Annotated in this window: 21 protein-coding genes and 4 pseudogenes; 15 read left to right on the plus strand and 10 right to left on the minus strand. The window is 66.1% G+C overall.

Going from position 1 to position 21,171, the window contains the following annotated elements; all coding sequences use genetic code 11:
- From IG78_RS0138515 to IG78_RS0138530, 4 genes and pseudogenes are all read left to right on the plus strand, one after another.
- Positions 1–109: pseudogene (locus IG78_RS0138515) on the plus strand (IS5/IS1182 family transposase); the annotation flags it as partial.
- Positions 110–139: 30 nt separating this feature from the next.
- The gene (locus tag IG78_RS0138520) at positions 140–1,327 is read left to right on the plus strand and encodes a NucA/NucB deoxyribonuclease domain-containing protein (protein WP_030573526.1); all 1,188 of its coding nucleotides are present in this window, start codon (positions 140–142) and stop codon (positions 1,325–1,327) included.
- A 125-nt stretch (positions 1,328–1,452) separates the two neighbouring features.
- Positions 1,453–2,061, plus strand: a complete 609-nt coding sequence (locus IG78_RS43325; protein ID WP_157856013.1) for a hypothetical protein — start codon at positions 1,453–1,455, stop codon at positions 2,059–2,061.
- A 166-nt stretch (positions 2,062–2,227) separates the two neighbouring features.
- Positions 2,228–3,355, plus strand: a complete 1,128-nt coding sequence (locus IG78_RS0138530) for a pentapeptide repeat-containing protein (protein WP_225882396.1) — start codon at positions 2,228–2,230, stop codon at positions 3,353–3,355.
- Positions 3,356–3,799: 444 nt separating this feature from the next.
- Here IG78_RS0138530 and IG78_RS49800 read toward each other — a convergent pair whose 3' ends face one another.
- Complete coding sequence (locus IG78_RS49800; RefSeq protein WP_157856014.1) at positions 3,800–4,390, minus strand: hypothetical protein; 591 nt, start codon at positions 4,388–4,390, stop codon at positions 3,800–3,802.
- Between the two features lie 37 nt (positions 4,391–4,427).
- Positions 4,428–5,039: a hypothetical protein gene (locus IG78_RS45035; protein ID WP_225882397.1), complete on the minus strand. Its 612-nt coding sequence runs from the start codon at positions 5,037–5,039 to the stop codon at positions 4,428–4,430.
- A gap of 623 nt (positions 5,040–5,662) precedes the next feature.
- Between IG78_RS45035 and IG78_RS0138545 the strand changes: the two genes are divergently transcribed.
- A complete protein-coding gene (locus IG78_RS0138545; protein WP_030573538.1) occupies positions 5,663–7,603 on the plus strand; it encodes a hypothetical protein in 1,941 nt (646 codons plus the stop codon).
- Positions 7,604–7,657: 54 nt separating this feature from the next.
- Here the strand turns inward: IG78_RS0138545 and IG78_RS0138550 are convergent, their stop codons facing one another.
- The gene (locus IG78_RS0138550) at positions 7,658–8,323 is read right to left on the minus strand and encodes an SMI1/KNR4 family protein (protein WP_030573541.1); all 666 of its coding nucleotides are present in this window, start codon (positions 8,321–8,323) and stop codon (positions 7,658–7,660) included.
- Between the two features lie 578 nt (positions 8,324–8,901).
- Positions 8,902–9,225: pseudogene (locus tag IG78_RS48770) on the minus strand (DciA family protein); the annotation flags it as partial.
- A 475-nt stretch (positions 9,226–9,700) separates the two neighbouring features.
- On the opposite strand from IG78_RS48770, the gene IG78_RS50780 reads away from it, so the two are divergent.
- From IG78_RS50780 to IG78_RS0138575, 3 genes are all read left to right on the plus strand, one after another.
- Positions 9,701–10,000: a CehA/McbA family metallohydrolase domain-containing protein gene (locus IG78_RS50780; RefSeq protein WP_199813358.1), complete on the plus strand. Its 300-nt coding sequence runs from the start codon at positions 9,701–9,703 to the stop codon at positions 9,998–10,000.
- Positions 10,001–10,054: 54 nt separating this feature from the next.
- Complete coding sequence (locus IG78_RS43340) at positions 10,055–10,618, plus strand: hypothetical protein (RefSeq protein ID WP_030573548.1); 564 nt, start codon at positions 10,055–10,057, stop codon at positions 10,616–10,618.
- A gap of 136 nt (positions 10,619–10,754) precedes the next feature.
- Positions 10,755–11,636 carry a transposase gene (locus tag IG78_RS0138575; RefSeq protein WP_225882398.1) on the plus strand — a complete coding sequence of 294 codons (882 nt, stop codon included), beginning with the start codon at positions 10,755–10,757 and terminating at the stop codon, positions 11,634–11,636.
- 116 nt (positions 11,637–11,752) lie between these two features.
- Here IG78_RS0138575 and IG78_RS0138580 read toward each other — a convergent pair.
- Positions 11,753–12,229: pseudogene (locus tag IG78_RS0138580) on the minus strand (transposase family protein); the annotation flags it as partial.
- A 29-nt stretch (positions 12,230–12,258) separates the two neighbouring features.
- Between IG78_RS0138580 and IG78_RS0138585 the strand changes: the two are divergent.
- On the plus strand, positions 12,259–12,732 hold the full coding sequence (locus IG78_RS0138585) for a NucA/NucB deoxyribonuclease domain-containing protein (protein ID WP_157856016.1): 474 nt from the start codon (positions 12,259–12,261) through the stop codon (positions 12,730–12,732).
- Between the two features lie 98 nt (positions 12,733–12,830).
- On the plus strand, positions 12,831–13,424 hold the full coding sequence (locus IG78_RS44600) for a hypothetical protein (protein ID WP_157856017.1): 594 nt from the start codon (positions 12,831–12,833) through the stop codon (positions 13,422–13,424).
- A 105-nt stretch (positions 13,425–13,529) separates the two neighbouring features.
- On the opposite strand, the gene IG78_RS49805 is transcribed toward IG78_RS44600, so the two are convergent.
- Positions 13,530–13,808 (minus strand): hypothetical protein, encoded by a 279-nt coding sequence (locus IG78_RS49805; protein WP_157856018.1) that lies wholly within the window; start codon positions 13,806–13,808, stop codon positions 13,530–13,532.
- 106 nt (positions 13,809–13,914) lie between these two features.
- Here IG78_RS49805 and IG78_RS0138600 point away from each other — a divergent pair, with 106 nt between their 5' ends.
- The gene (locus tag IG78_RS0138600; RefSeq protein ID WP_030573562.1) at positions 13,915–14,241 is read left to right on the plus strand and encodes a hypothetical protein; all 327 of its coding nucleotides are present in this window, start codon (positions 13,915–13,917) and stop codon (positions 14,239–14,241) included.
- Positions 14,242–14,356: 115 nt separating this feature from the next.
- Here IG78_RS0138600 and IG78_RS0138605 read toward each other — a convergent pair.
- The 3 genes and pseudogenes from IG78_RS0138605 to IG78_RS0138615 form a co-directional block, all read right to left on the minus strand.
- Positions 14,357–14,770 (minus strand): annotated as a pseudogene (locus IG78_RS0138605) (nucleotidyl transferase AbiEii/AbiGii toxin family protein); the annotation flags it as partial.
- A 39-nt stretch (positions 14,771–14,809) separates the two neighbouring features.
- Positions 14,810–14,980 carry a type II toxin-antitoxin system RelE family toxin gene (locus tag IG78_RS43350; protein WP_404827833.1) on the minus strand — a complete coding sequence of 57 codons (171 nt, stop codon included), beginning with the start codon at positions 14,978–14,980 and terminating at the stop codon, positions 14,810–14,812.
- 70 nt (positions 14,981–15,050) lie between these two features.
- A complete protein-coding gene (locus tag IG78_RS0138615) occupies positions 15,051–15,314 on the minus strand; it encodes a type II toxin-antitoxin system Phd/YefM family antitoxin (RefSeq protein WP_030573568.1) in 264 nt (87 codons plus the stop codon).
- 212 nt (positions 15,315–15,526) lie between these two features.
- On the opposite strand from IG78_RS0138615, the gene IG78_RS49810 reads away from it, so the two are divergent.
- On the plus strand, positions 15,527–15,676 hold the full coding sequence (locus IG78_RS49810; RefSeq protein WP_159398282.1) for a hypothetical protein: 150 nt from the start codon (positions 15,527–15,529) through the stop codon (positions 15,674–15,676).
- 136 nt (positions 15,677–15,812) lie between these two features.
- On the opposite strand, the gene IG78_RS0138625 is transcribed toward IG78_RS49810, so the two are convergent.
- Positions 15,813–16,643, minus strand: coding sequence for a winged helix-turn-helix domain-containing protein (locus tag IG78_RS0138625; RefSeq protein ID WP_225882399.1), 831 nt, complete (start codon positions 16,641–16,643; stop codon positions 15,813–15,815).
- 488 nt (positions 16,644–17,131) lie between these two features.
- Between IG78_RS0138625 and IG78_RS0138630 the strand changes: the two genes are divergently transcribed.
- The 3 genes from IG78_RS0138630 to IG78_RS0138645 all read left to right on the plus strand — a co-directional run bounded on the left by IG78_RS0138630 (position 17,132) and on the right by IG78_RS0138645 (position 20,930).
- A complete protein-coding gene (locus IG78_RS0138630) occupies positions 17,132–17,482 on the plus strand; it encodes a hypothetical protein (protein WP_030573574.1) in 351 nt (116 codons plus the stop codon).
- A 2,153-nt stretch (positions 17,483–19,635) separates the two neighbouring features.
- Entirely contained in the window at positions 19,636–20,478 is an 843-nt protein-coding gene (locus IG78_RS0138640) for a helix-turn-helix domain-containing protein (protein ID WP_157856021.1), read from the plus strand.
- Between the two features lie 29 nt (positions 20,479–20,507).
- Entirely contained in the window at positions 20,508–20,930 is a 423-nt protein-coding gene (locus IG78_RS0138645; protein ID WP_051853446.1) for a hypothetical protein, read from the plus strand.
- The last annotated feature ends 241 nt before the right edge of the window (positions 20,931–21,171 follow it).

The following is a 21,171-nucleotide window of genomic DNA, read 5'->3' on the forward strand; positions in this document are numbered from 1 at the left end:
CGCCGGCTGCCGCCGACTCCATCGCCGCTACGAACGCAAGGCCGAGCACTTCCTCGCCTTCACCAGCATCGCCTGCACCCTCATCTGCTACCGCAGACTCGCCAAATGAGATGGCGCCTTAGCAGGCAGTGGCGCGGCCGTGGCCACGGCGGACGATGCGACGGTCCCGCAGGCAAGCGCGCCTCGCGCCGGTGGGCAGGAGCAGACCCGCAAGGGTGTACTTGCCGAGGACATACCGGGGGCGGACGAAGCGGAGACTGCACCCGAAGAGGAGGGGGAGCAGCCGCCGGCCGGAGAGGTGTGCAGCGAGGTCACCGAGGAGGACCAGGCGACGTGCCTGGAGCCGATGTCGGTGGACCTCGAGGATCTGCCGCAGCGCATCAACCGTTCTCCCCGGGCGGGTGTTGATCCGCCGTCTTGGTGTCCGACTGAGGCCAAGGTGGTGAAGAGGACACGCACCAAAGCCTGCATGGTGCGAGGTTGGCGCTACTGGACGAAAAAAAGGATCAACGGACGCTGGGTGAAGACCGGCGAGACCGAAATGATCTTTCTCAGCTATAGCTACGGCAACAGCGGAATAGGCCGCGTCGCGCACCAACTGGAGGTCTATGCCACCAAGGGCTGGGGTGACACCCTCAAGGCGACCATCGATGGAGTGGGAGCCCCCCGTAACTCCTGCGTCACGGAAAGCGCGAAATTCCCGGGCCAGAAGCTGACGCTGCACAAGTGGATGACGGGCGAGGCGTTCTTTGACACAACCGCGACTGCCGCAGGGGCGAAGGGCGAGTGCGGAACAGGCTGGGATATGAAGGTCAAGAACGCGCCCTACCCCCCAGTGGACTTCCCGAGCAGGTTGAACCAGTTCCGCTGTGACAACGACACCGGCGGGCGACCGGGCGTCGGCTGTGTGGTTCCCACTTACGCCTCCGACATGGTCTACAGCAAAGCCAAGACACCCGACCTGGTTTCCCATGTAGATCGGGCCCAGAACTCCGGTCTGCCCAAGAGGCTTCACCGCACCGAAGACCAGGCGGTCATCGACACCAACCGGAGGTTGGCGTGCAAGGACCGTCCCACGGTGCCGAACAAGTCCTGCGATGAGTACCCGATCGCTACCTCCAAGGAGGGCCTGAGCGCAGGCGGCAAGCGTCGCACCTTCGACGGCTGCTCCTACAGTGACATCCCTTCAGGAACTGGCTCGAAGGGAGCAAGCGCCTGCGCCATCAATGAGGAGGACAACCACTCTCAGGGCGGCACCCATACCCAGTTCTTCCGCAAGAACCGTGTACTTCAGGACGACCCGTTCGATGTGAAGACCGGTCCATGACCGTAGCTGTCTGGAACAGGCCAGACAGCCTTCACCGAACAACACCATTGCACTAGGTTCGGGTCTGGACCGGCGTGCCGGTCCAGACCCGAACGACACTCGGCTCGTCTGGGAAGGTGCTCATCGTGTCCGGTGACAAGAAGACGGCAGGGAGCATTGTCTACGTCCCCGAGGGGTCCTTCGGGGTGCTGGACAGCGGAGAGATCCCGGCGGATACGGCGGACTGGTCCAACGGCTTCGTCGCGGTCATGGAGACTGGCGTCCTCATCGCCACAGGAATTCACACCGGCAACATTCGCGTCCAGGCCAGCCCCTACCTCACGGCCCCCAGTTTGTCGTCTTCCGACGCTGAGGTGTGGGACGAGATTGTCGAAGTGTCTGTTCAGGCCCCCCATGCTGGACTGTGTGTCGAATCCCTCCACGACGGTGTTATTGCCGAGTTGCCGCTGCTGAGCACAGGCGGGAACGGGCCCTACCGGCTCCGCGTCCACGCTCGCGGACGCGATATCGCCTACGACCAGGTCCGTGAACAGCCCGTCGAGGACTATCTGATACAGGCATGGCCTGCGGGCGCCACCACAGACATCAACATCCTTCGTGGCAGCGCGAAGATCGAAGGCGCTCTGCGGAACCGGAGAGCCAGGCCACCGGCACACTCTAGTTCCGTCAGCGAAACTGACCGCAACGAGGAGATGGAACTCGAAAGGTTACGGCGTGGCGGGAGCCCTGCCTGACAGAGCGTGTCCGGCTGTCGACGGCCCCACCGCGGTGTGGAACCAGGGGTGCGGGTGAGTTGTCTTCTGGGTGATGAGTCCTCACCCGTCCAGGCAACGTGCGGAACGGCGTGGTCTGAACCTTCCCCCGGTCGGCCCCGTCCTGGCCGCCACCTTCGCAGCCGCAGTGCTAGTAGCCTCGACCGTCTTCTACCTCACCTGGACCCTCCTGGGCGCCCGTGGCCTGGAGCCGGAAGGCAAGGTCGACGCCAAGACACTGTTCGACATGGTGAAGCTTGCTTTCGGGGTGGTAGCCGGGGCCGGCGCGCTGGTCGCCCTGGTCGTGACCTACCGGCGCCAACGCGTTGACGAGGACGGAGCCCTGCGGGATGCCACCAGGCTGCACACCGAGCGGTTCACCGCCGCCGTGACCCAGCTCGAGGCGTCTCCGCCCGTACGGCTGGGCGGCGTCCACGCCCTGGCCGGGCTCGCCGACGACGCCCCCACACGCGCTCTACGGCAAACCTGCATCGATGTTCTGTGCGCCTACCTCCGCCTGCCCTACACCGCAGAACCTGACACTCCGGCCGACACACCGGCCCGGCACGAGTACCTCGCCCTGCGCGAGGTACGGCACACCGCCATCCGCCTCATCCGCGACCACCTCCGTCTCCCCGAGGAACACCCGCACTCCTGGCAGGGCCACGACTTCGACTTCACTGGCGCCATCTTCGATGGCGGTGACTTCAGCCAGACGACGTTCTCCGCTGGCAAAGTCGACTTCACCCGCGCGCAGTTCTCCGGAGGCACGGTCGACTTCGGCGGAGCAAAGTTCTCCGGCGCTACGGCCTACTTCACCCACTCAGAAATCACCCGCAGCAAGGTCCACTTCAACGAGGCGGAGTTCTCCGGCGGCACGATCTACTTCAACAGGGCGCAGGTCTCCGCTGGCAAGGTCGACTTCACCCGGGCGCAGTTCTCCGGCTCCAAGGTCCGCTTCAGCTGGGCACAGTTCTCCGGCGGCACGGTCAACTTCACTTCCGCGGAGTTCTCCGGTGCCACGGTCCTCTTCGACAGGGCGAGCTTCTCCGGCGGCACGGCCCAATTCACCTCGGCACAGTTCTCGGGCGGTACGGTCAACTTCCACGAGGCGACGCTCGCAGACGGAGTCAGCTTCAACGGAGCACAGTTCACGGGCGGCACAGCCGACTTGGGCACAGCCCACGGCACTCCCCCAGCAGGGCTGCCACTGGGGGGGCTGACCCCGCCCCCGGCCGGGTTGGTCCTGCCTCCGGCTTGGTGCCTAACACCGTAACCCGCTGCGTCTACGGGCAAGGCTGCCCAGATAGGTGGTCAGGCAGCTCCGCGGTTGTGAGCTGCGAGCACCGGACGGGGCAGCGCCAGAACATTCGTGGACGGGCCGTCGGCCGGTGGTGTCACCCCGCACGCGTCCACTGCGCATGCCCCGACCGCTCCCCCGCCTGATGTCACCGCCGTCGCACTGATGTGGCACGGGTGCGGTGGCTCAGCCGACGCACAACCAACTGCGCGCCCCAATCCGTACGCTGCCGCCCGAGTCGATCACGCGGGGGTGAACGGGATGCGGTACGGCGTGGTGGTGGAGGAACTCGCGGTGGAGGTCACGGCGCAGATGCCGGACGGCCAGGCCCGGCAGGGGGTGCTGGTGCTCGTGGTAGAGCTGCGACCATAGATCTCGAACTGACCCAGAAGAATGCTTCGGAGGGATATTGACGTAACGCTAGGAGAGCTTTTTCAGGATCCTCGCTCGCACATCCTTGGAGCCGATCACCACGAAATGAGTCCGCTTACCGGCAGATCGCTGCACGGAAGCTGACCCATTTGGGGGAGAGGCTTCGGAGGAGTCTTTACTCTCATACTCAATGATCATGGAATTCGTTCCGCAGGAGAGCGATGCCCATGGGCCGGATCTTACAGAACTCTGGGCAGAGGAACTATAGTAGGGACCACCCGGGAGTTTTGCACTCCCCTCATCGAGATTGCGCGGCCACGCGGTCCGCAGGCCGATGGTCTCGCTCTTCTTCGCGTCGAATACCGAAATCCCGCACTTCTTGCCAGTCACATAAGCAACGACGCGGTACTCCCCGAAACGGACTTCCCCCACAGGGCGTGCGTGACCATCCGGGAATTCGGTTTCGACGGTCGCCATGGGGTCGCCGTTCAGAGCAACTTCATCGAGTTCACGCAGAGGGATACCCTGCGGCTTGGGTGGGGATGACGCGCGATCGCCATCACCCCCACCTGCCGTACAAGCTGCTGCGGCCAGCGAGAGAGTGGCAGCGATGACTATTGATCGGACTGTTCGATTCATCGGCAAAAACTCTACCACTCAGCCTCGCAGGGGTAGATCAGCCCTTGGTGGTCCACTGGTTGAAGCACACACCGACCGGCTTCAGTACGTACCCGGCCCACTTCTTCTTTCCGAAAACTGCCTGGTAAGTGTAGTGGTCGTACAGGGGGTACGCCTGAACAGTACCGAAACGCCCCTTCGGGACCTCGTAACGAGTCTGATTCTCAACGGTGTAGCTCTTGGAGACGCTGAACCCCATAGCCGCAGAAATCTTTCCAGCAGACAGACTGACCTCAGATTTCTTTTCCGTCGCAACAGACTTGCTGACGGTCAGGACCAGAGTGGTCTTACCCCGGCCACTGGTCTGCTGCAGGAGCCGCGTACCGCAGTTCTGCCCCTGGTACCGCTTATTCTTGATCTTGATAGCTGATTCACCTGGCTTCTTCCTGCTCGCATCACCAGGCCCAAAGATGTCGATAACATCGTCGCCGGGCAGAGATTGCACAGGAACGGTCCGCTCTACAACCGTTTCGGGGCCCGGCACGTGGAACCCTTCGGGAAGACTCAGATCAACAGAAGCCGTGCCAGTTTCGACATCTGCTGTCGGTGCTGCCGTAGCCGTCCCCACAGTCAATGCACTCAATACAACTGCCCCGGCGAGCGCTCGCAATGCGCGATTCACATGTCTCCAAATCAAAGATCCAAGAGCCTGCGGAGGTCACCCGCAGCACTCGAATCACAACCTAGATCATCTTCTTAATCGAAGCCAACCAAGTTAGGACATTTGAGCTTTTTTTGAGGTTTGCGCCCTTCGTCGTTCAGGGCCACAAAAAATAGGGACAATAGGCGTTAAACATATACATGTCATGCCGTCCTCGCTCCTCGCAACCACACGACGGCACTGGGAGTTGTGCCCATACGACAGGGGCCGACGCGCGTTCGGGATGACGTCGGCACGCCCGGGCAGGCGCACGACGGCCAGTCCCTGCCGTTACTGCTGGGCGACCTGCGAGTCCCCAGGACCGGAGCAGGCCGCCCGCCCCACGCTGGCCGAGACGCGCGCGAATTACGTGTGCAGTGCAATCAGACCGTGACCCGGGATGGTGCAACCGTGTGCAGCGTCACATCCGGCATCGGGCGAACGAGCCGTGATGTCCGCTTAGTTGGTGTTGCTGCATGTGTAGTGCGGGGCCTACGAATGTCGGCGGCGCGACTAACCGCAACCACATGAGTGAGGACGACGACTGCATGTCCAGTTCCACCAGACGAAAAGGTACCCTCGCCCGCTTAGCCATGGGCGTCACGGCCGCCCTGCTCCTGGGATCCGGGATGGCTACCGCCGCACCCGCATCTGACCACACGTCGGACCCCGGCCCGGACTACGCCCCGTCCTCCCGGCCTGCCGCAGGTGTGGAGAAGAGCCTCAGGGCCAACACACACCGCCCGGAGTCGGGCAAGGACCCCGATGCCGGCCCGGCCTGGAAGCAGGTCGACGGAGGGCTCGAGACCTGGAGCGTGGAGACCACCAAGGTTCAACTGCGCAACAAGGTCACCGACAAGGACAACGACAAGGCCAACCTCACCTTCGAGGTCTGGACCATCGGCACGGACGGCAAACCCAAGACGCAGGTCAAGCTCACCGACGCCAACCCCTACGGCGTCCTGGTCTCCAAGTTCGTCCCGAGCGGCTCACGGGCGACCGTGACCGTAGACCCATGGGTGCTGAAACCGAACGTCGACTATCTCTTCCGTACCAGTGCCTACGACGGCGGCCTGTACGAGACGGATTGGTCTCCCTGGGCCCGGCTGCGCATTGAACTGCCGATAGACCTGACCCTTCCCAACCCGGACCACAACGCGCCGAACCCCAGCTTCACCACACCGCCCAGCAGCGACCAGACGAAGCCGTTGAGGTCTGCTACCACCCGCAGCACCTACAAGGCCGACAAGCGGCAGTGCGGCCCGGCCGACAAGAAAGGCATCCAGGCGTGCGTCGAGACCAACCCGGTGCCGGACAAACCAGCCGCCCAGTCCAGGAACCTGCGAGACGCCGGCTGGTGTGACACCGCCGCTGGTGCTTTCGCCGACCGGTTCAAGGAATGCGACAGGCGCTCGGTCACCTACTACCTGGGCCCCGAGGACGATCCCACGGCGAAAGCCGATTTCACCTTCACCCGCGAGCTGCGCCTGAACGAGACCGTCGGCACGTTCACCGAAAGGCTTACGGTCAAGGGCGACAACGTCCCGGCTGACTTCGACGGCGGTATCAGCCTGTCCGCGTTCAACGGCCACATCTGTCAGTCCCCGTGCAAGCCGATCGAACCCCAGGGCGGCGACTGGACGGCTACCCCACACTGGTTCCCCGGCGACAAGCACAGCGCGACCCTGACCACGAAGTACACGTGGGATGACTCCGTGGCGGACAAGCAGTACCGGTTCAAACCCGACGTCAAGATCGAGGGCACGGTGCACTCCCCCGGCGTCGGGCAGAGAGTCGACTACCAGTGGTCCAAGGGCTACTGGGAGGAGAACCCTGACCTGGATGAGATCCGCTGTGACACCTTCACCGCGAAGTACGACGGCACGGGCTGTGTCTTCGTCAACTGGGCCCCGAGCTACGTCTTCAACGCCAAGAGCTACCCTCAGGCCGCAGCGCACGCATGGCTGGTCCAGGAGAAGCTCAAAAACCACCCGGGACGGTACGACAAGCCACTCTACTACATGGGTGACGCTGAGCAGAACAAGAAGAACCGGGCCCGTATGTGCCCCACCGGGTGGGCTGCGGAGAACGGTGACCCCAGCGCTCTGGACGATGCGAACGACGCGTTGAACTGTGACGAGTTCGCTTTCGCCTCCTCCTATAACAGTGGAGGGATGAAGAAGAGCGAAGGCGGGCTCAACGAGGCCGTGCCCACGGGCTCCACCACGGGCACCCCGAACGGGAAGGCGTGCCTGCAGACCTTCGCGAAGAAGCAGGGCTCCCGGGTGCATCTGTACAACGTCGACTTCGGCGGTGGATGGGACAACGTGTCGCACTTCACCGAGGTGTGCGGGCGTTCGGCAATTTCCGGTGTCCACAACCAGGAGTCCATGGGGTCGAACTTCGCCTCGTTCATGAAGCAGATGCGGATCATGGACAGGGACGCCTACTGGCTCGACACCCGTATAAGCGGGAAGTGCGAGCCCACGGACGGTACCGGAAAGCCGTTCCGGTGCACGCTGACCGCGAGGTAGTCACCATCGCCTGACTGCTGGTGCGGGCCCAGGCCGGGCCCGCACCAGCTCACCTCACGGATGGACAGGCCGCCAGGCAACCTCCAGGCCATCATCGGGGTCGATCCACGCCAGGCACCCCAGCGCCAGCACTGGTTGTTTCCTGCCAGCCGTTTCCAGCCGGGGCCCACCGCCAGTCTGAAGCAGCTCGCAGACCGCCTCCAGGTAGGCGGCCACGGACGGCCACGCCGGGGGTGACAGATCCGGGCCAGTCATGGTTGACCATCCCCCGACACCCCGCAGCGTCGGATCCGTCGACGATGAGACGTACATGCCGAATTCACCTGCGCCACTTGGCTCCACGGCGTCGAGGAACGACACGAAGTCGGCCCCCTCCCACGGATCGTCCTCACCCGGCCCGAAGCGCAGACGCTGCCACAGCGAGGCTTCAGGAGCGAGGAAGATCCCTTCGGGCAGGAACTTGCCCGCCCACAGTTCACCGTCCTCATTGCCCGGCACATCGACCTTCTGGACACCGCCGCACACCCGCCAGAGAGCTTTCAGCTCGGGAGGGAAGCCGAAGTCGAGCACATGCATCAGACGGGCCTCTGCAGCAGTGACAGTGTCCGCATCCGCCGGGGGAAGCAGCGAGGCATACGAGGCGGGCGCGTACTCGGCCAGCCAACCCGTAAGCCGTTCCCACACCGCAGTGATCTGCTCTATCTCGCTCTGATCAGACATCCAGTCAACCTACAAGCAGCCACCCCGTACAGCACCTGGGGCTATGAAAGTGACCCGAGCGGGCAGACGCACCTGTACACGCATCTGATCGCCCACCAGGACGGGCCGGATGCCGAGCCTCGTGTCTGGATCACCCCGCCGCCCCATGTGGTGCACGACGTCGACGGCCAGCCATATCGAGGCCGCGATCGTGGCGGGCTGGGCGGTGGCGAGATGCCGGGCGCGGGTGCGGAGCTCGTCGACGGTCACCGTCTTGTAGGGGCGGCGGCGCCGAGCAGGTTGTTGAGGCGGGAGGCGACGAGTGTCAAGATCGGGTACACGTACCTGCACCCGGCGCTCGACGACCACTCCCGGCTCGCCTACACCAAGGCCCTGGACGACGAGAAGGCCGTGACCGCGGCCGTCTTCTGGCACCGTCCGTGGCCTTCCTCGCCGCCCACGGCATCACCCCGCTCCGCCGCTGCCTCACCGACAACGGCTCGTGCTAACGGCCTACGACCTGGGCCAACGCCCTCGCCGCGACCGGCACAAAGCACAAACGGACCAGGCCCTACACCCCGCGCACGAAGCACCCGGGGCAGAACCCGCACGGTGCGCACCGCATCGGTCCCGGCCACATCGTTGGCGGCGGCGACGATCCGCGCGGTGATCAGGCGGAGCTGGGTGGCGTAGGCGGGCGAGTCCAGGCACAGGTCCAGATGCCCGGTCTCAGGGTGGAAGGCGACGGTGCGGACGTGGTGGTGCAGGCGTGGGGCGACGGCGGTGGTGATGTCGGGCCAGCGGTCCAGGACGGTGCTGCCGCCGGCTGAGGCCAGCAGCATCATCGCCCGTCGAAACCGCACGGAGCTGGTACTGCCTCTCCAGATGATGTGCTGGAGTTTCTGACCCTCCTGCTCGGTCAGCCTGCGAACCCGAACCGGTTGTGCCGTCCCGCCTCCCCACGCTGGTTGGAGAAGTCATTTCCAACCAGCACAACGAGCAACTCGGCGAACCTTCCCGGTCACAGCACTAGGCACCCCCACCCTGACACCCATAGACGCTAATCTGGATGGTGAACACGCTTGCGAAACACAGGAACTGACTTCACGGGGGAGATCGTGTCCGGCTTACCCTTCGCCCTTCCCGGTCGTTTCTGGCGGGGGAATCTGCACAGCCACTCCGACCGGTCCGACGGAGCCCTGTCCCCCGCGGAGACGACCCGTCGCTACCGGGAGGCCGGGTACGACTTCCTCGCCCTCACCGACCACTTCCGGGCCGAGTACAACTTCCCGCTGACCGATACCCAGCCGCTGCGCAGTCCCGGCTTCACCACCTTGCTGGGTGCCGAACTGCACGCGCCGCGGACCGAGGCCGGTCCGTCGTGGCATATCGTCGCCGTTGCTGGCGGCCCTCAAGTCCGGGCACTACTACTCCAGCACCGGCCCCGAACTGCACGACATTCAACTGCACGGCGATCAGCTCTCGGTGCGGTGCTCGCCCGCCGTCAAGGTGCTGGTCACCGGGGGTGCCCCGGGCGCCCAGGTGCGTCAGGGCCAGGCCCTGACGCAGTGCACCCTGCCCGTGGCGATGTTCCGCCGCAGCTACTGCCGGATCACGGTAGAAGATGCTGCCGGCGGCCGCGCCTGGAGCAACCCGATCCGTCTGGGCTCCCGCACACCCGTTGCTGGCCAGCGCTGACCCGCCCACGACCCGCCCATGTCGCAGTCGAGCCCACCGAAGGGAACTCACACCGTGTACTGGCCCGCCCTCCGCGCACTCTCCTACGGGGCGCTGACGCCCGAGCAACTGTCCTGGCTGCACGAGAGCTTCTGCCTCTCGTCCCACCCCCGGACCGAGGGGCCCGGAGCAGCCCAGAGCATCGCCCACCGCGCCTTCGTCGACACCGCGGGAACGCCGCTGGTCCTGGACCTCGCCCGCACCGGCGAGTCCGGCTGGGTCTTCACCCTGTTCCACACCGGGCAGCAGCCCGACACCGCCACCGTCGATGAGCACCGGGCCCACTTCCGTGCGGCCATCAACCTGATGGGCCTCACCCTCGTCGAGATCGACCCCCCGGCGGCGGCGGAGGAGGTCCTCGTCTCCACCACGGTGCCCGGGGCCGAGTCGGCCCTCGGCGCCCACTGGCCGCTGCCGCTGGAGGACCTTAGCCAGCTGTGGAGCCACCTCGGCCTGCGCGCGGACGCCCCCCGAGAGGTGAAGGCAACCAAGCTGCGCGGGCTCACACACACCCCTGCCTGGGCCGATGCTCCCGCCTCGCTGCGCCATGAGGCCGAGGAGTTCCTCCGCGGCAACTGAACACACCACCCGCACCAGGCCTAACGAGCTCGTGCACCATTAGCGGTGGGACGTCGAGCTCTGGATCGTCGATCATGGCTGTGTGGTGGGGAACGTGAGGCGCACAGCGATCATCAGCGACCGTAGGATCACGGGCTTGTCGGCCGCTGTGATCGCGGAACTCGTCGCTGAAGTGGGACCGTTGTGGCACGAGCGGCACCAGGCCAGGCTTGCGTCCCGGCCGCGGAAGCGTGCGGTGGGCGCCGGCGCGAAGCACCGCCTCGTCTTCATCGACCGGCTGCTGGCCACGCTCGTGCATCTTCGCCACGGGGTTACTCATGACGTGCTGGCCTGCTGGTTCGGTGTGGACCGCTCGACTATCACCCGGGCCATCGGCGAGGTGCGGCCCCTGCTCGCGGAGCGAGGATGCACGGTCAGCCCCGACGTGCGGCTGCGAACCCTCGGCGAGGTCGTTGACCATCTGGGCCAGGCGAGGAAGACCGGCATCATCGATGGCACCGAGATCCGTGTCCGCCGCCCGGCCGTCGGCCGGAAGGACCGGGACAAGTTCATCTCCGGCAAGAGCAAGCAGAACGCCGTGAAGGCCATGGTGTTCACCGACGGGGACGGGCGACTGCTGTTCTGCAGCCCGACCAAGCCCGGAAGCTGCGCGGACATCACCCACGCCCGAGAGTTGGGGCTGGTCAAGCTCCTGGCCGACGGTCCAGCGGTCGAGATCCTCGCCGATGCCGGCTACCAGGGACTCGGAGCACAGACCGGCGGACGCGTCGTGACGCCACCGCACCGCAAGTTCAAGAAGAACGCCCCGAACTGGTACGAGGAGATGCACGAGCGCCAGCGCAAGGCGCACTCCTCACGCCGCATCCGGGTCGAACACGGCATCGCCCACCTGAAGAACTGGCGGGCGCTGACCCGCCACCTCGGCCGCCGCGAGCGCATGGACGACACCGTCCAAGCCATCGCCGGCCTACTGTCCCAGCAGCAGACCGCAGACCGGATCCTGGCTTGGCAGACGTGAGCACCACGGCTCCGCCTGGCACTGCGACGTCTCACTGCTAACCGTGCACGAGCTCGTAAAGCGTGTTGCAGAAGGCTTTGATCAGGCAGGTCAGAGTGGGGTTGTGCCCTGTCTGATCAGGCGGCGAGGGCGAGGTTGTGCATGTGTGCGATGGCTTGGACCGCGTGGTGGAGACCAGAGCCGCGCTGTCGGCAGTCTCGGAGGATCTTGTAGTGCTTCATGCGGGCGAAGGCGTGCTCGACGCGGGCCCGCACCCCGGGAACCGGCCGGGCCGCCGCGATCACTAGTTTGGTGTCGGCGTCGATGGTGACATGCACGTTCGCAGAGAAGCGGTAGTTGCCAGAGGAGGCGCCGACCTCCCGGTCACGGACGGGGATCAAGGTGCCGTCCACGATCCACAGCCGCTCGACCGCGTCGGCTGGGCGGGTGGTGGGTTCGATGGCCAGGAGCGGCGGCAGTCGCTGAATGACGCGGCACACCGTCGCCGGCGAGCATCCGAACAGCGGGGCGAGCTGCCGCATGGTGAGGTTCGTGCGGTAGTACACCGATACCAGCAGAACCCGGTCGGCCAGCAAAAGACACCAGGGTCGGCCGCCGCCGGGACCGTCCAGGCGTCGGCTGCGTGGTGCCCTGGTACGCCTCCGACCTGCAGTTCAGCAAGGCCAGAATCCCCGACGTGGCCAGACACATCACCTTGGCTCAGGCCTCCGACCTGCCCAAGCGCCTCACCCGTACCACCAACAGCACCATCCGCAAGGACAACCGTCGGCTGGCATGCGGCGACCGGAGTCCGGCCGGAGGCAAGAACTGCGACGAATACCCGCTCGCCACCTCCAGGAACGGAATGAGCGCGGGCGGCAAGCGCCGTACCTTCGACGGCTGCTCCTACAACGACATTCCCTCGGGCACCGGATCAAAGGGCGCCAGCGCCTGCGCGGTCCCCGAGAGGCAGAACAGCTCTCAGGGCGGCTCTACCACTGCCTTCTACAGGGACCAGCGGGTTCTGGACGGGGACCGCTTCGACGTGAAGATCATTCCTTGCGGCAGCCGGACCAGGACGGCTGAAAGCCTCCCTCAAGCAATGTCGCCGCACTAGTGTCCGGGACTGGGCTCACCAACCACGGTCCGGCCCCGGGCACACCCGCCCTCAGGCGGACACACGGCAAAGGCCGGGAGGCAACGACGATGCACACCGTGGAAGCCGTTGACGGTCTGTTCGGGCTCCTTGATGAAGGAGAACTCCCTGCGGACAGTGCGGACTGGTCCAACGGCCTGGTGGCCGTGATGACCGCGGGCGCGCTCATCGCCACGGGCACCGCTTTCGGCCCTGTCCGCGTGCAGGCAGTCACCGGCCTGGAAGCCCCGCCTGCAGCCGGCGACCAGGACGGGTGGGAAGAAATCATCGAAGTCACCGTGCAGGCGCCCGCCGGCCGGCTGCGAGCACACTCCCTCGAGGACAGCCAGTTTTCTGAGCTGCCGGTGCTGAGCACGCAAGGCGGCGGACCTTACCGCGTACGCGTCCACACCCGCGGCCGCGGCAACGCTCCCAGCCAAACCGAAGACGATCCCGTCGAGGACTACCTGCTGCAGGTCTGGCCCGCAGGCGCCGACAGGGGCACGGTCATCCTGCGCAGCAGCGAGCGCATCGAGATGGCGCTGCGCGAACCCTGGCCGTCAGGGCAGGCTCCGGATCCCGACGAAACCGGTGGAGACGAGGAAGAATTGCGCGCCCGGCTCTTGCGCGGTGGATCCGAGCCAATCCCGGACGCACAGGGCAAGAACGGATGAAGAGTTCGTAGCACACACGGCTGATCCGCTGGAGAGCCCTTCCAGGGCTGCTATGAACGTGAGCTGACGCTCGCCGACAGTGCTACCGATTTGATCACTGCGGGGCTAGGCGTTGCCGCGATCGATACCCTGCGCCTGCACCAGCGCGGCCAGAAGCCGCTTGACGTCGCTCAGGTCGTCCTTGATCTCCCGTACGTCGCTTTCGATCGTCTCCAGGGCGCTGTGCGATGGAGCGGCACCGGGCGTGCCCAGGGCGTTAGCGGCAGTTCCAACAAGAAGATCAGTCAGATGGTGTGGAGCGGTGCCTTGCCGTGAACCGGCCCGGAGAGAAGAACTACGAGCGCAAGTTCGCTTGATGTCCCCCAGGACGCTTTTCAAGGTCATCACAAACCCCGGGGCCTACAGCGCTGATCGCCGGATCAAGCCGCAGGGGGTCATCACCGCGTACAAGCCGTCGGGTCTCGCCGCTTCCTGCTAGGAGGACACGGCCATGGCGACAGCTGAACAGGTGCGGGACCTGCTCGTGCCGCACCTCATGGGACAACTGGACGACACCCAGGCGGAGTTGGACGTTACCGCCCTGGACGTGGTGGAAAGCGGCCGCAGCTTCACTCTCGTCCTGGAGGTCACCGCCTACCGTCAGCGCTGGCGGGTGCGACTGGACAGTGACCGCTCAGCGATGGCGCTGTTCAACGGAACACCGCCCCACCACCTGGTACGCGCTGTCGCCGCGGAGTTCTGTATCCGTCTCTTCGAGTGGTGGCACACGAAGAACGCGGAGAAGCAGTCAGCCAGGCTCGGAGAACGCATCGACTAACGGCCTGCGGTGCCACGCACGACCCCCGCATCGAAGTGGTGCGGGGGTCTTCGCCTGTGCTGGACGGCAGCGGTTCAGCCTGTGGGCCGCGATCTGGAACTGGCGCCCGCGCCGATCACCCGGGCGCGTCGGGTCCGTCTGCGGGGTCTTCGGTGATCAGGCGGCTGTCGATGTCGGTGGCCCACCGCAGGGCCCAGGTGCGCAAGGTGTGGATCTGGTCGTCGCTCAGCCCGTAGTCGGCGAAGTCCTCGTCGTCCCACCATTCGGCGCCGGTGAGGCGGTCACGGAGGTTGTGGAGGCTGAACTCGGTGCGGGCGTGGCGGCGGCCGAGGGTTTCCAGTTCGGCAGTGGAGCGGTGGTGGGAGGCGGCGTGGACGTCGATGAGGTCGCGGGCCGCGCCGCGGTCGGCCAGGGCGCGGACCTTGGTGCCGATGACGTCGTCGAGGGCGAGGACCAGGCCGTGCTCGGTGGGGGTGGGCGGGGACCAGAACACCTCTTTGAGGACGTCGACCTCGCACTCCTGGCCGGATGGGGAGCTCGCTGACGATCAGCGGGCCCTCAATCGACCTCAGCGCACGCGCCCTAGGTGGATTACATTGACGCCGACCTGCTGGTCGCTGATCTCATACATCACGCGGTAGATCCCGACGTGGATGCGCAGCACATCGGTGCTGCCGAAAGAACCATCGGGGCGGGGGTCTTCGGCGAGGTGGTCGACGGCGGTGAAAACCTGGCGCACCCGGCGGGGTCGTCCTTGGCGAACCGCTCCGCCTGGGTGAGGGCCTCGGGTTCCCAGATGACCTCGTAGCTCACGCCTCAGCTCCGCCGAACACGCGGCGGTATGCCTCGTCGTGCGGGACGCCGGCGCTCTCGCCGCGGGCTTGACGGGCACGGTAGGCGGCCAGTGCTCGCATCTCTTGCAGTTCGAGGGCGTCGGCAGGGCTGACCAGTATGGCGATGGTCTGCCCGTGGTCGGTGATGGCGACCGGTTCCCGGGTGGCGCTGACCTCGCGCGCAATGGCACCCAGGCGGGCGCGGGCTTCCACGATCGAGTAGGTGCTCTCCGTCGTCATGCACACCAGCTTACGGAAGTGTGCACATGTCGGCGCGCCCTCTCGCCTAGCCTTCCCGGAGAGACGCGTGATCCCTGGCAACGATGCCTGTACCGGCCGCGCCCACCCGATCGCCGGGAAGGGCACGGGAGGCGCGGGGGCCGGGTGCCGGTCGTCCAAGGGCGCTACTCTGCCGGGTCCTCGTCGGCGTGCCGCACCGCCTTCTTCACGGCTTGCTCGACCTCGTGTCGAGGCTGGCCGGTGTCCTTGGCGTGCGCGGTGACGGCGGCCTGGAAGACGGCTGCCGCCTCGTACCAGCTGCGCCACTGCGCCTGACACTCCTCACCGAGAAGACCCGCGAGCTTGGCTCGTACCCGGTGTGATCATCCTTCTCCCGTGGGGGACGGCTGTCCGGCCCGGCCAGGCGGTCAGGAAGCGTCGGGCGGCCCTCCGAGCCGGGGCTCGGCGTACCCGCCGCCTCGAGCGGAGATGCAACAGGACGGCACACATTTCCGCACATCATCGTGACTGGCCAGGAGCATTCAGAAAGGCAGTGCCGACGGCGGTAAGGCTGTGGCAGGCGGCATTGCGGTAACGCGTGGTGTGTATCAGCCCGGCTGAACGGAGGATGGTGGCGTGTTCACTGGCGCTGGGGCTGGTGATGCGTACGAGGGTGGCAAGTTGTTTGGTGGTGCAGCCGGGGTGTTCCGCGATGGCTTGTAGTACAGCGGCCCGGGTCGGCCCCAGGAGCGACGCCAGAGCGGTACGGGGAGGCACCGGCAGCGAGTCCGGTAAGGCGCAGCGGAACGGGCCTGTTGCCTGATCACTGATGGGGTATCTGAGCACGGGTTGGGGCCGGGCATCGATGTCGATGCTCGGCGATTCGCGGGCAAAGACGGAGGGGGCGAGCAGGAGGCCGCGTCCCTCCAGATGGAGATCTCCATCGAAGCCGGAAAGAGTCGCCATCTCCAGGACGGGCGCGTTCCATCGAACGCGTTGCGGGTGCAGGTTTGCCAGCAGGTGCTCCATACCTCCCTTGATCGCGTGCCGCATCCGGATCGTTTGGTCGGCCGTAGTGTCGCCGGTGATTTCGTTCCAGTGCGGGATCAGCAGCACGGTGCAGACGTGGTCCAGGCTGTCGAAGAGCTGCCGCAGCAGGGCGGAGTCGTCCGGCAATTGGTTCGCCCACGATGGGAGTGGATGCCACTCGGCTACGTGGGCAAGGTGTTCACGGATCTCAGACCTCGGCGTGGCGCGCACACGTTCGAGGACCTCCTGCGGGGTGCCGGCATCGGCGGGGGTCAAGAAGGTGGGCGACCAGCCGCGGGGCGGTATGAGATCCAGGATCATGCGCGCCTGTGGGCCTAGGCCAGTAAGAACGTGTTGCCTCCAGGCTCCGAACCGAGCCGGGTGACTGCGGGTCTGCAGAGTGCGCACCGAGGCATTGAGCTCCACCAAAGGGGGCGGGGCCTGGGCAACCCGGGTGCGTGCCAGATCCTCGACAGTGAAGTGAATGCGGTACACCATGCGCTCTCCCGTTCCACCAGAACCTGGTACGCGCTGAATTCTCCGGGAATGCCGTGATTCGGTCCAGACCGAATCACGTCGCGCCACGCGCCCACGGGCACCGAAGCTAGTTGGCGGGCACCAGTCCGGAATGCGGCACAAACCACAAACGGCGTTCCAGCTTTCCGTAAACCACAGGAAGAAGGAGAGGCACTGATGCAGGTCAGGAATCGTGTAGGGCTAGCGGCACTCTGGTCTTCATCGCCTCCAACCCTCTCTGCACGCGCACAACATGTAAAGGCTCAAGCCCACGAGAGCACGAGGAGGAACACATGTCCTTCAAGCGGCGCATAGGGGTGGCGGCAGTAACCGTGGCGGCCGGTGCGGGTCTGGCTCTGGGGCCGTCGGCGGCAGCGTCCGCGGAATCTCCCCGGCTGACAGCCCCGGCCAGCGAAAAGATCCGCGTAGCAGCCTACGCGTACCTGCACGGCGATGTCGACGCCAATATCATCCTAGGGTCGACTGACGCGAACGGCAGCGGCGCCCTGGCCACCTGCAAACGGTGGAGCGGCTTCTTCGAAGACTGGGTGTACTGGATACACCACTACGAGCTGGACAAGAGGGGGTATGTCCACAGCGAGGCCACCAACCTGACGCACTCGCACCTCAACCGGTGCACCTGACCGCAGCACTCCCGGCGTGACGGCGTACGACCGGCCCACCCCAAGGAAGGGGGCCGGCCGTACGCCGCAGCCTTTTCCTGTACCCCAACTACTCACACCCGGGTTCCGAGACCGCTTCAGGCAAGCTCAGACTATGACCTCTGCATCGAAGACAACCATGCAGCATTTTCAGAACGAACGGCCGAGCTGGGAAGATCCGGGGTCGTAGTCCTCACGTCCGCCTTAGGCGCGCCAACAGTCCCGTTCGGTCGGCGCATGCCTGCGTCCGGTCCGCGCCAATAGCACGTGGGGGCAACGGATTTGATGCCCCCTATGAGGTTCTACCGCGCGAGCTCCGTCTCGATGGGCGTGTTCCGGCATTCGCTCTCCTCCGAACTGCGCGCTTTCCGGACGGTCGGCGAAGTGGAGCATGCAGGCGAACACCTGCGCGCCCTCGAGGTCGATGTCCCTGCAGCGGCCCCAGACCGCCTTCGGGACCGTCCTCACCGATGGCTTCGGCCAGCTGCTCCATGTGTTCCGCGGCGGTGGGCAGGTTGAGGACCCAGCGCACGACGACGGACAGCTGCTGGCGGGCCTGTAGCACCGAGAGCGCGTGTGCGGATGGAACGACATAGCCTGCGTCCTCAGCGAGCCGACGCAGGCCCGCGCCGACGTCGGTCGACCGCCGTGAGGCGGGACGGGCGGGAGCCCTCCGGGTTCGCTGCCGTGCTGGCCGGGCTGATGGTCGACAGGGCTCGCGGCCGCCGACGGCCGCGTCTTGGACCGCTGGCCCGACAGCACCGAGTTCTCGCACCGCATCTGCCCAGCCCCGTGCGGCCGCCGCGTTCTCTCGGACCCCGGGCAGTTGGAGCCGTGCCCGGGCCCTCGGCATGCACCACCAGCTTCCCCTGATCAACGTGCGATCGGAGCATGAGCGACGTCGCCCGGCTGGGCAGCTCCTCATCCGCCGCCCTCTGCGTTTGGGCCTACCGCGCGAGCTCTGTCTCGATGGGCGTGTTCGGGCATTCGTTCAGGATGCGGGTGGCGCGGCGGGTTCGGCCGCGGTGGTCGGTCTGGCCCGGGAGTGAGCGCTGTCCAGCGAGCATCGCCTGCTGCTCGACGGAAGATCCGCCGCCATCTGCCATGGGCTGCCATTGTCTGCGGGGTTGCCAGTGTCGGCGTCCCGGTGGCCAGCGCATTGCGAGCCGACGCGCCTCTGGCCCTGGGGGTAGAGGAGGGCTTCGTGGATGTCGATGTGTTGACACGGTTATGGATCTTCGGCCGTGAGGTGGGGGAGGCGCACGGTCGGGGCGGGTGAGCCTCGGGAGTTGGGCGGGGGCGTTTTATGCCCGCACAGGTCAGACAATTCGCTTCTGATGTCCGTGTCAGAGGGACCGTTTGTGATCGAACCTCGGACATGTGTGCGCAGAAATTTGACTGAACGATCGTCAGGTCGTGGAGCGCGGCGGCGGGTGCCTGTACCCACAGCGCTACGTTCTGACACCGGGCGCGTGCGGTAGGTAGTACTGTCCGATTCCCCGGCACCTCGCCGGGCGCGCAAAAGACCCCGGCTGTGTGGTTGGTGGCCCTCGCCGGGGTCTTGTCGCTACTGACGTCAGTCGGAGAAATCCGGAAGAACGGAGTCCCCCGTGTTCCCCTGTCGACATCGGACTCAGGTTCCCGCAGTACAGGAACTGAGCCGCGAACGTATCATCCCTCCGCCCCTTGTGGCCCAAACCTTTCAGTGGGATGCCTCGGCTGTCATCGTGCGCGGGAGTCTTCCCGTCAGTGCTCTGGCCCTCCTTACCGCGGCCGGAGGCGACTTTCCTGCCCGGGGACTGCCGATCCTGGTGCTCTTTGTGACGGCCGCTCACGGATCTGCCCTGGTCCGGCAGCGGATCTGCCGCAGGTGAGCCAGCGGGCCGGGTGGCGCGGACAGCACGTCCGCGCCACCCGGCTCCCATCCAGCCGATCTTGCATCTTCAGCGGGCGGGCACAGATACCCGCCCCGGCACCCCCGAAAGAGGTCACCCGTGTCCACGCGTTCACGCCCCCGTGCCCGCACAGCGAGCCGCCCTCCCTCCCGACCCGCGGTCGACGCCGGACGCGCCCGCCGGTGCACCGAAGCGATCCGCGACATCGCCGAAGACCTCACTGTCGCCTCCGAAAACCTGATGAACACCGCATACGGGCCGGGTATGGCCGTCACGGAGCTGCTGCCCCACCTCGTCACCCTCCGGACGCTGCTCGAGGAACTGACCGGCGCCACCGTGGTGCTGCAGCGCTCCCGCGGCCAGTCACTGGACGAAGCCGCGCACTTCCTGGACCGCACCAAGGACCGGCTGCGCAAGAAGTACCCGCCGCACACCGTCGACGCCGCCCTGTCCGCCAGGACACGCCCCCACCCCCAGCCCCACAACGACACCCCGCTGCCGGACACGCCGCCCCGGCGCCCGCAGGACCTGCGCGCCCCCCGCCAGCGTCTGGCCAGCGCCCTGACCCGCATGGCACGCCAGAGCGAGCAGACCCAGCGAAAGCTGGCCACCCTGCTCGCCGTCGACCCCTCCTACGTCTCGCGCATGCTCTCCGGATACCGCGAGGTCTCCTGGCAGCACGTCAAGACCATCTGCGACGCCTGCAACCACAGCCCGGACCTGATCAAACCCCTGTGGGAGGCAGCCTCCAGCGCCCCGCTGCCGACCACCGACACCGTCCGCTACCTGCGCACCTACCTGCGAGCCCTGCGCTATGCGGCCAACTACAGCGAGAAGGACGCCGAGAAGGGCGCCGAGAAGATCCTCAGCTCCCTCCAGCTCCAGCACGCCATCACCACCGCCGACTTGCGCCAGGCCTTCCACGGACCCGGCGTGCCCACCTGGCCGGTCGTCCAGCAGATCGCCGCCGCCCTGCAGTCCCAGCCGGAGATCGCCCGCCGCCTGTGGCGCCTGGCCCACGCCGAAACCGAAGCCCACGGCGGCACCGAAACTTGTGGAATCAGCGCCGCAGCATTCGGCTGAACACCGCCCCGACCCCGGCGGAGGAGACCATGAAACCCGGCACTGAACCCAGCATCCTCACCACCGCCTTCTACGCCTTCTACGACCTGCACCGCCCCGCCTACCACGCCTACGCAGCCGCCCACCTCCCACCACAAGAAGCACTGATCACCGTCACCCACGTCTTCGAACTCATCGCCAGCACCTGGACAAGCGTGGTCACCACACCACGCCCCTCCGCATGGGCCTGGGACAAACACACCCAAGCCATCGCCCGGCGCACCGGCCGCACCACCACCCCGGCCCAGGACACCGTGCTGCTCCACGACACTCTGCGCCTGAGCATCGACCAGATCGCCACGATCACCGGAACCGACGACGCCAGCGTCGCGGCCCTCCTGGCGGCCGGCCGCCGGGCGGGATGGAGTCTCCCCTCCCGTTGCCTGTCTGGCGGAGGACCCCGGCGCCGGTAGAGATCAGCACGCCAGGAAGCGGGCGGCTGGACGGAGCAGAGCTCGCAGACGCGGCAGGCGGTGGGGCCTATGTCGGGTGGATGACGTTTGCCATAGCACCGAGATAGCGCAGTCCTCAGTCACTCAGGTACTTCACGAGGCCGACATCCGGAAAAGCTTTCAGTCGACCTCACGCTGTCTGCCATGAGGCCTGCCAGCAGTGTTCCTTTAGCCAGTCTGCTGCCGATCAGGCGTTGCCTGC

Origin of the sequence: Streptomyces aureocirculatus (genome assembly GCF_000720475.1) — a bacterium.
In the GTDB taxonomy this organism is placed as follows: Bacteria; Actinomycetota; Actinomycetes; order Streptomycetales; family Streptomycetaceae; genus Streptomyces; species Streptomyces aureocirculatus.

What these genes read in the sequence shown, in the direction of transcription:
- IG78_RS0138615 (WP_030573568.1), bottom strand. Translation starts at nt 15,314, where the DNA reads ATGACGACGGAGAGCACCTACTCGATCGTGGAAGCCCGCGCCCGCCTG.
- IG78_RS0138645 (WP_051853446.1), top strand. Translation starts at nt 20,508, where the DNA reads ATGAAACCCGGCACTGAACCCAGCATCCTCACCACCGCCTTCTACGCC.
- IG78_RS0138545 (WP_030573538.1), top strand. Translation starts at nt 5,663, where the DNA reads ATGGGCGTCACGGCCGCCCTGCTCCTGGGATCCGGGATGGCTACCGCC.
- IG78_RS0138600 (WP_030573562.1), top strand. Translation starts at nt 13,915, where the DNA reads ATGGCGACAGCTGAACAGGTGCGGGACCTGCTCGTGCCGCACCTCATG.
- IG78_RS0138640 (WP_157856021.1), top strand. Translation starts at nt 19,636, where the DNA reads ATGAACACCGCATACGGGCCGGGTATGGCCGTCACGGAGCTGCTGCCC.
- IG78_RS49805 (WP_157856018.1), bottom strand. Translation starts at nt 13,808, where the DNA reads ATGACCTTGAAAAGCGTCCTGGGGGACATCAAGCGAACTTGCGCTCGT.
- IG78_RS0138625 (WP_225882399.1), bottom strand. Translation starts at nt 16,643, where the DNA reads ATGATCCTGGATCTCATACCGCCCCGCGGCTGGTCGCCCACCTTCTTG.
- IG78_RS49800 (WP_157856014.1), bottom strand. Translation starts at nt 4,390, where the DNA reads ATGAATCGAACAGTCCGATCAATAGTCATCGCTGCCACTCTCTCGCTG.
- IG78_RS0138550 (WP_030573541.1), bottom strand. Translation starts at nt 8,323, where the DNA reads ATGTCTGATCAGAGCGAGATAGAGCAGATCACTGCGGTGTGGGAACGG.
- IG78_RS0138630 (WP_030573574.1), top strand. Translation starts at nt 17,132, where the DNA reads ATGTCCTTCAAGCGGCGCATAGGGGTGGCGGCAGTAACCGTGGCGGCC.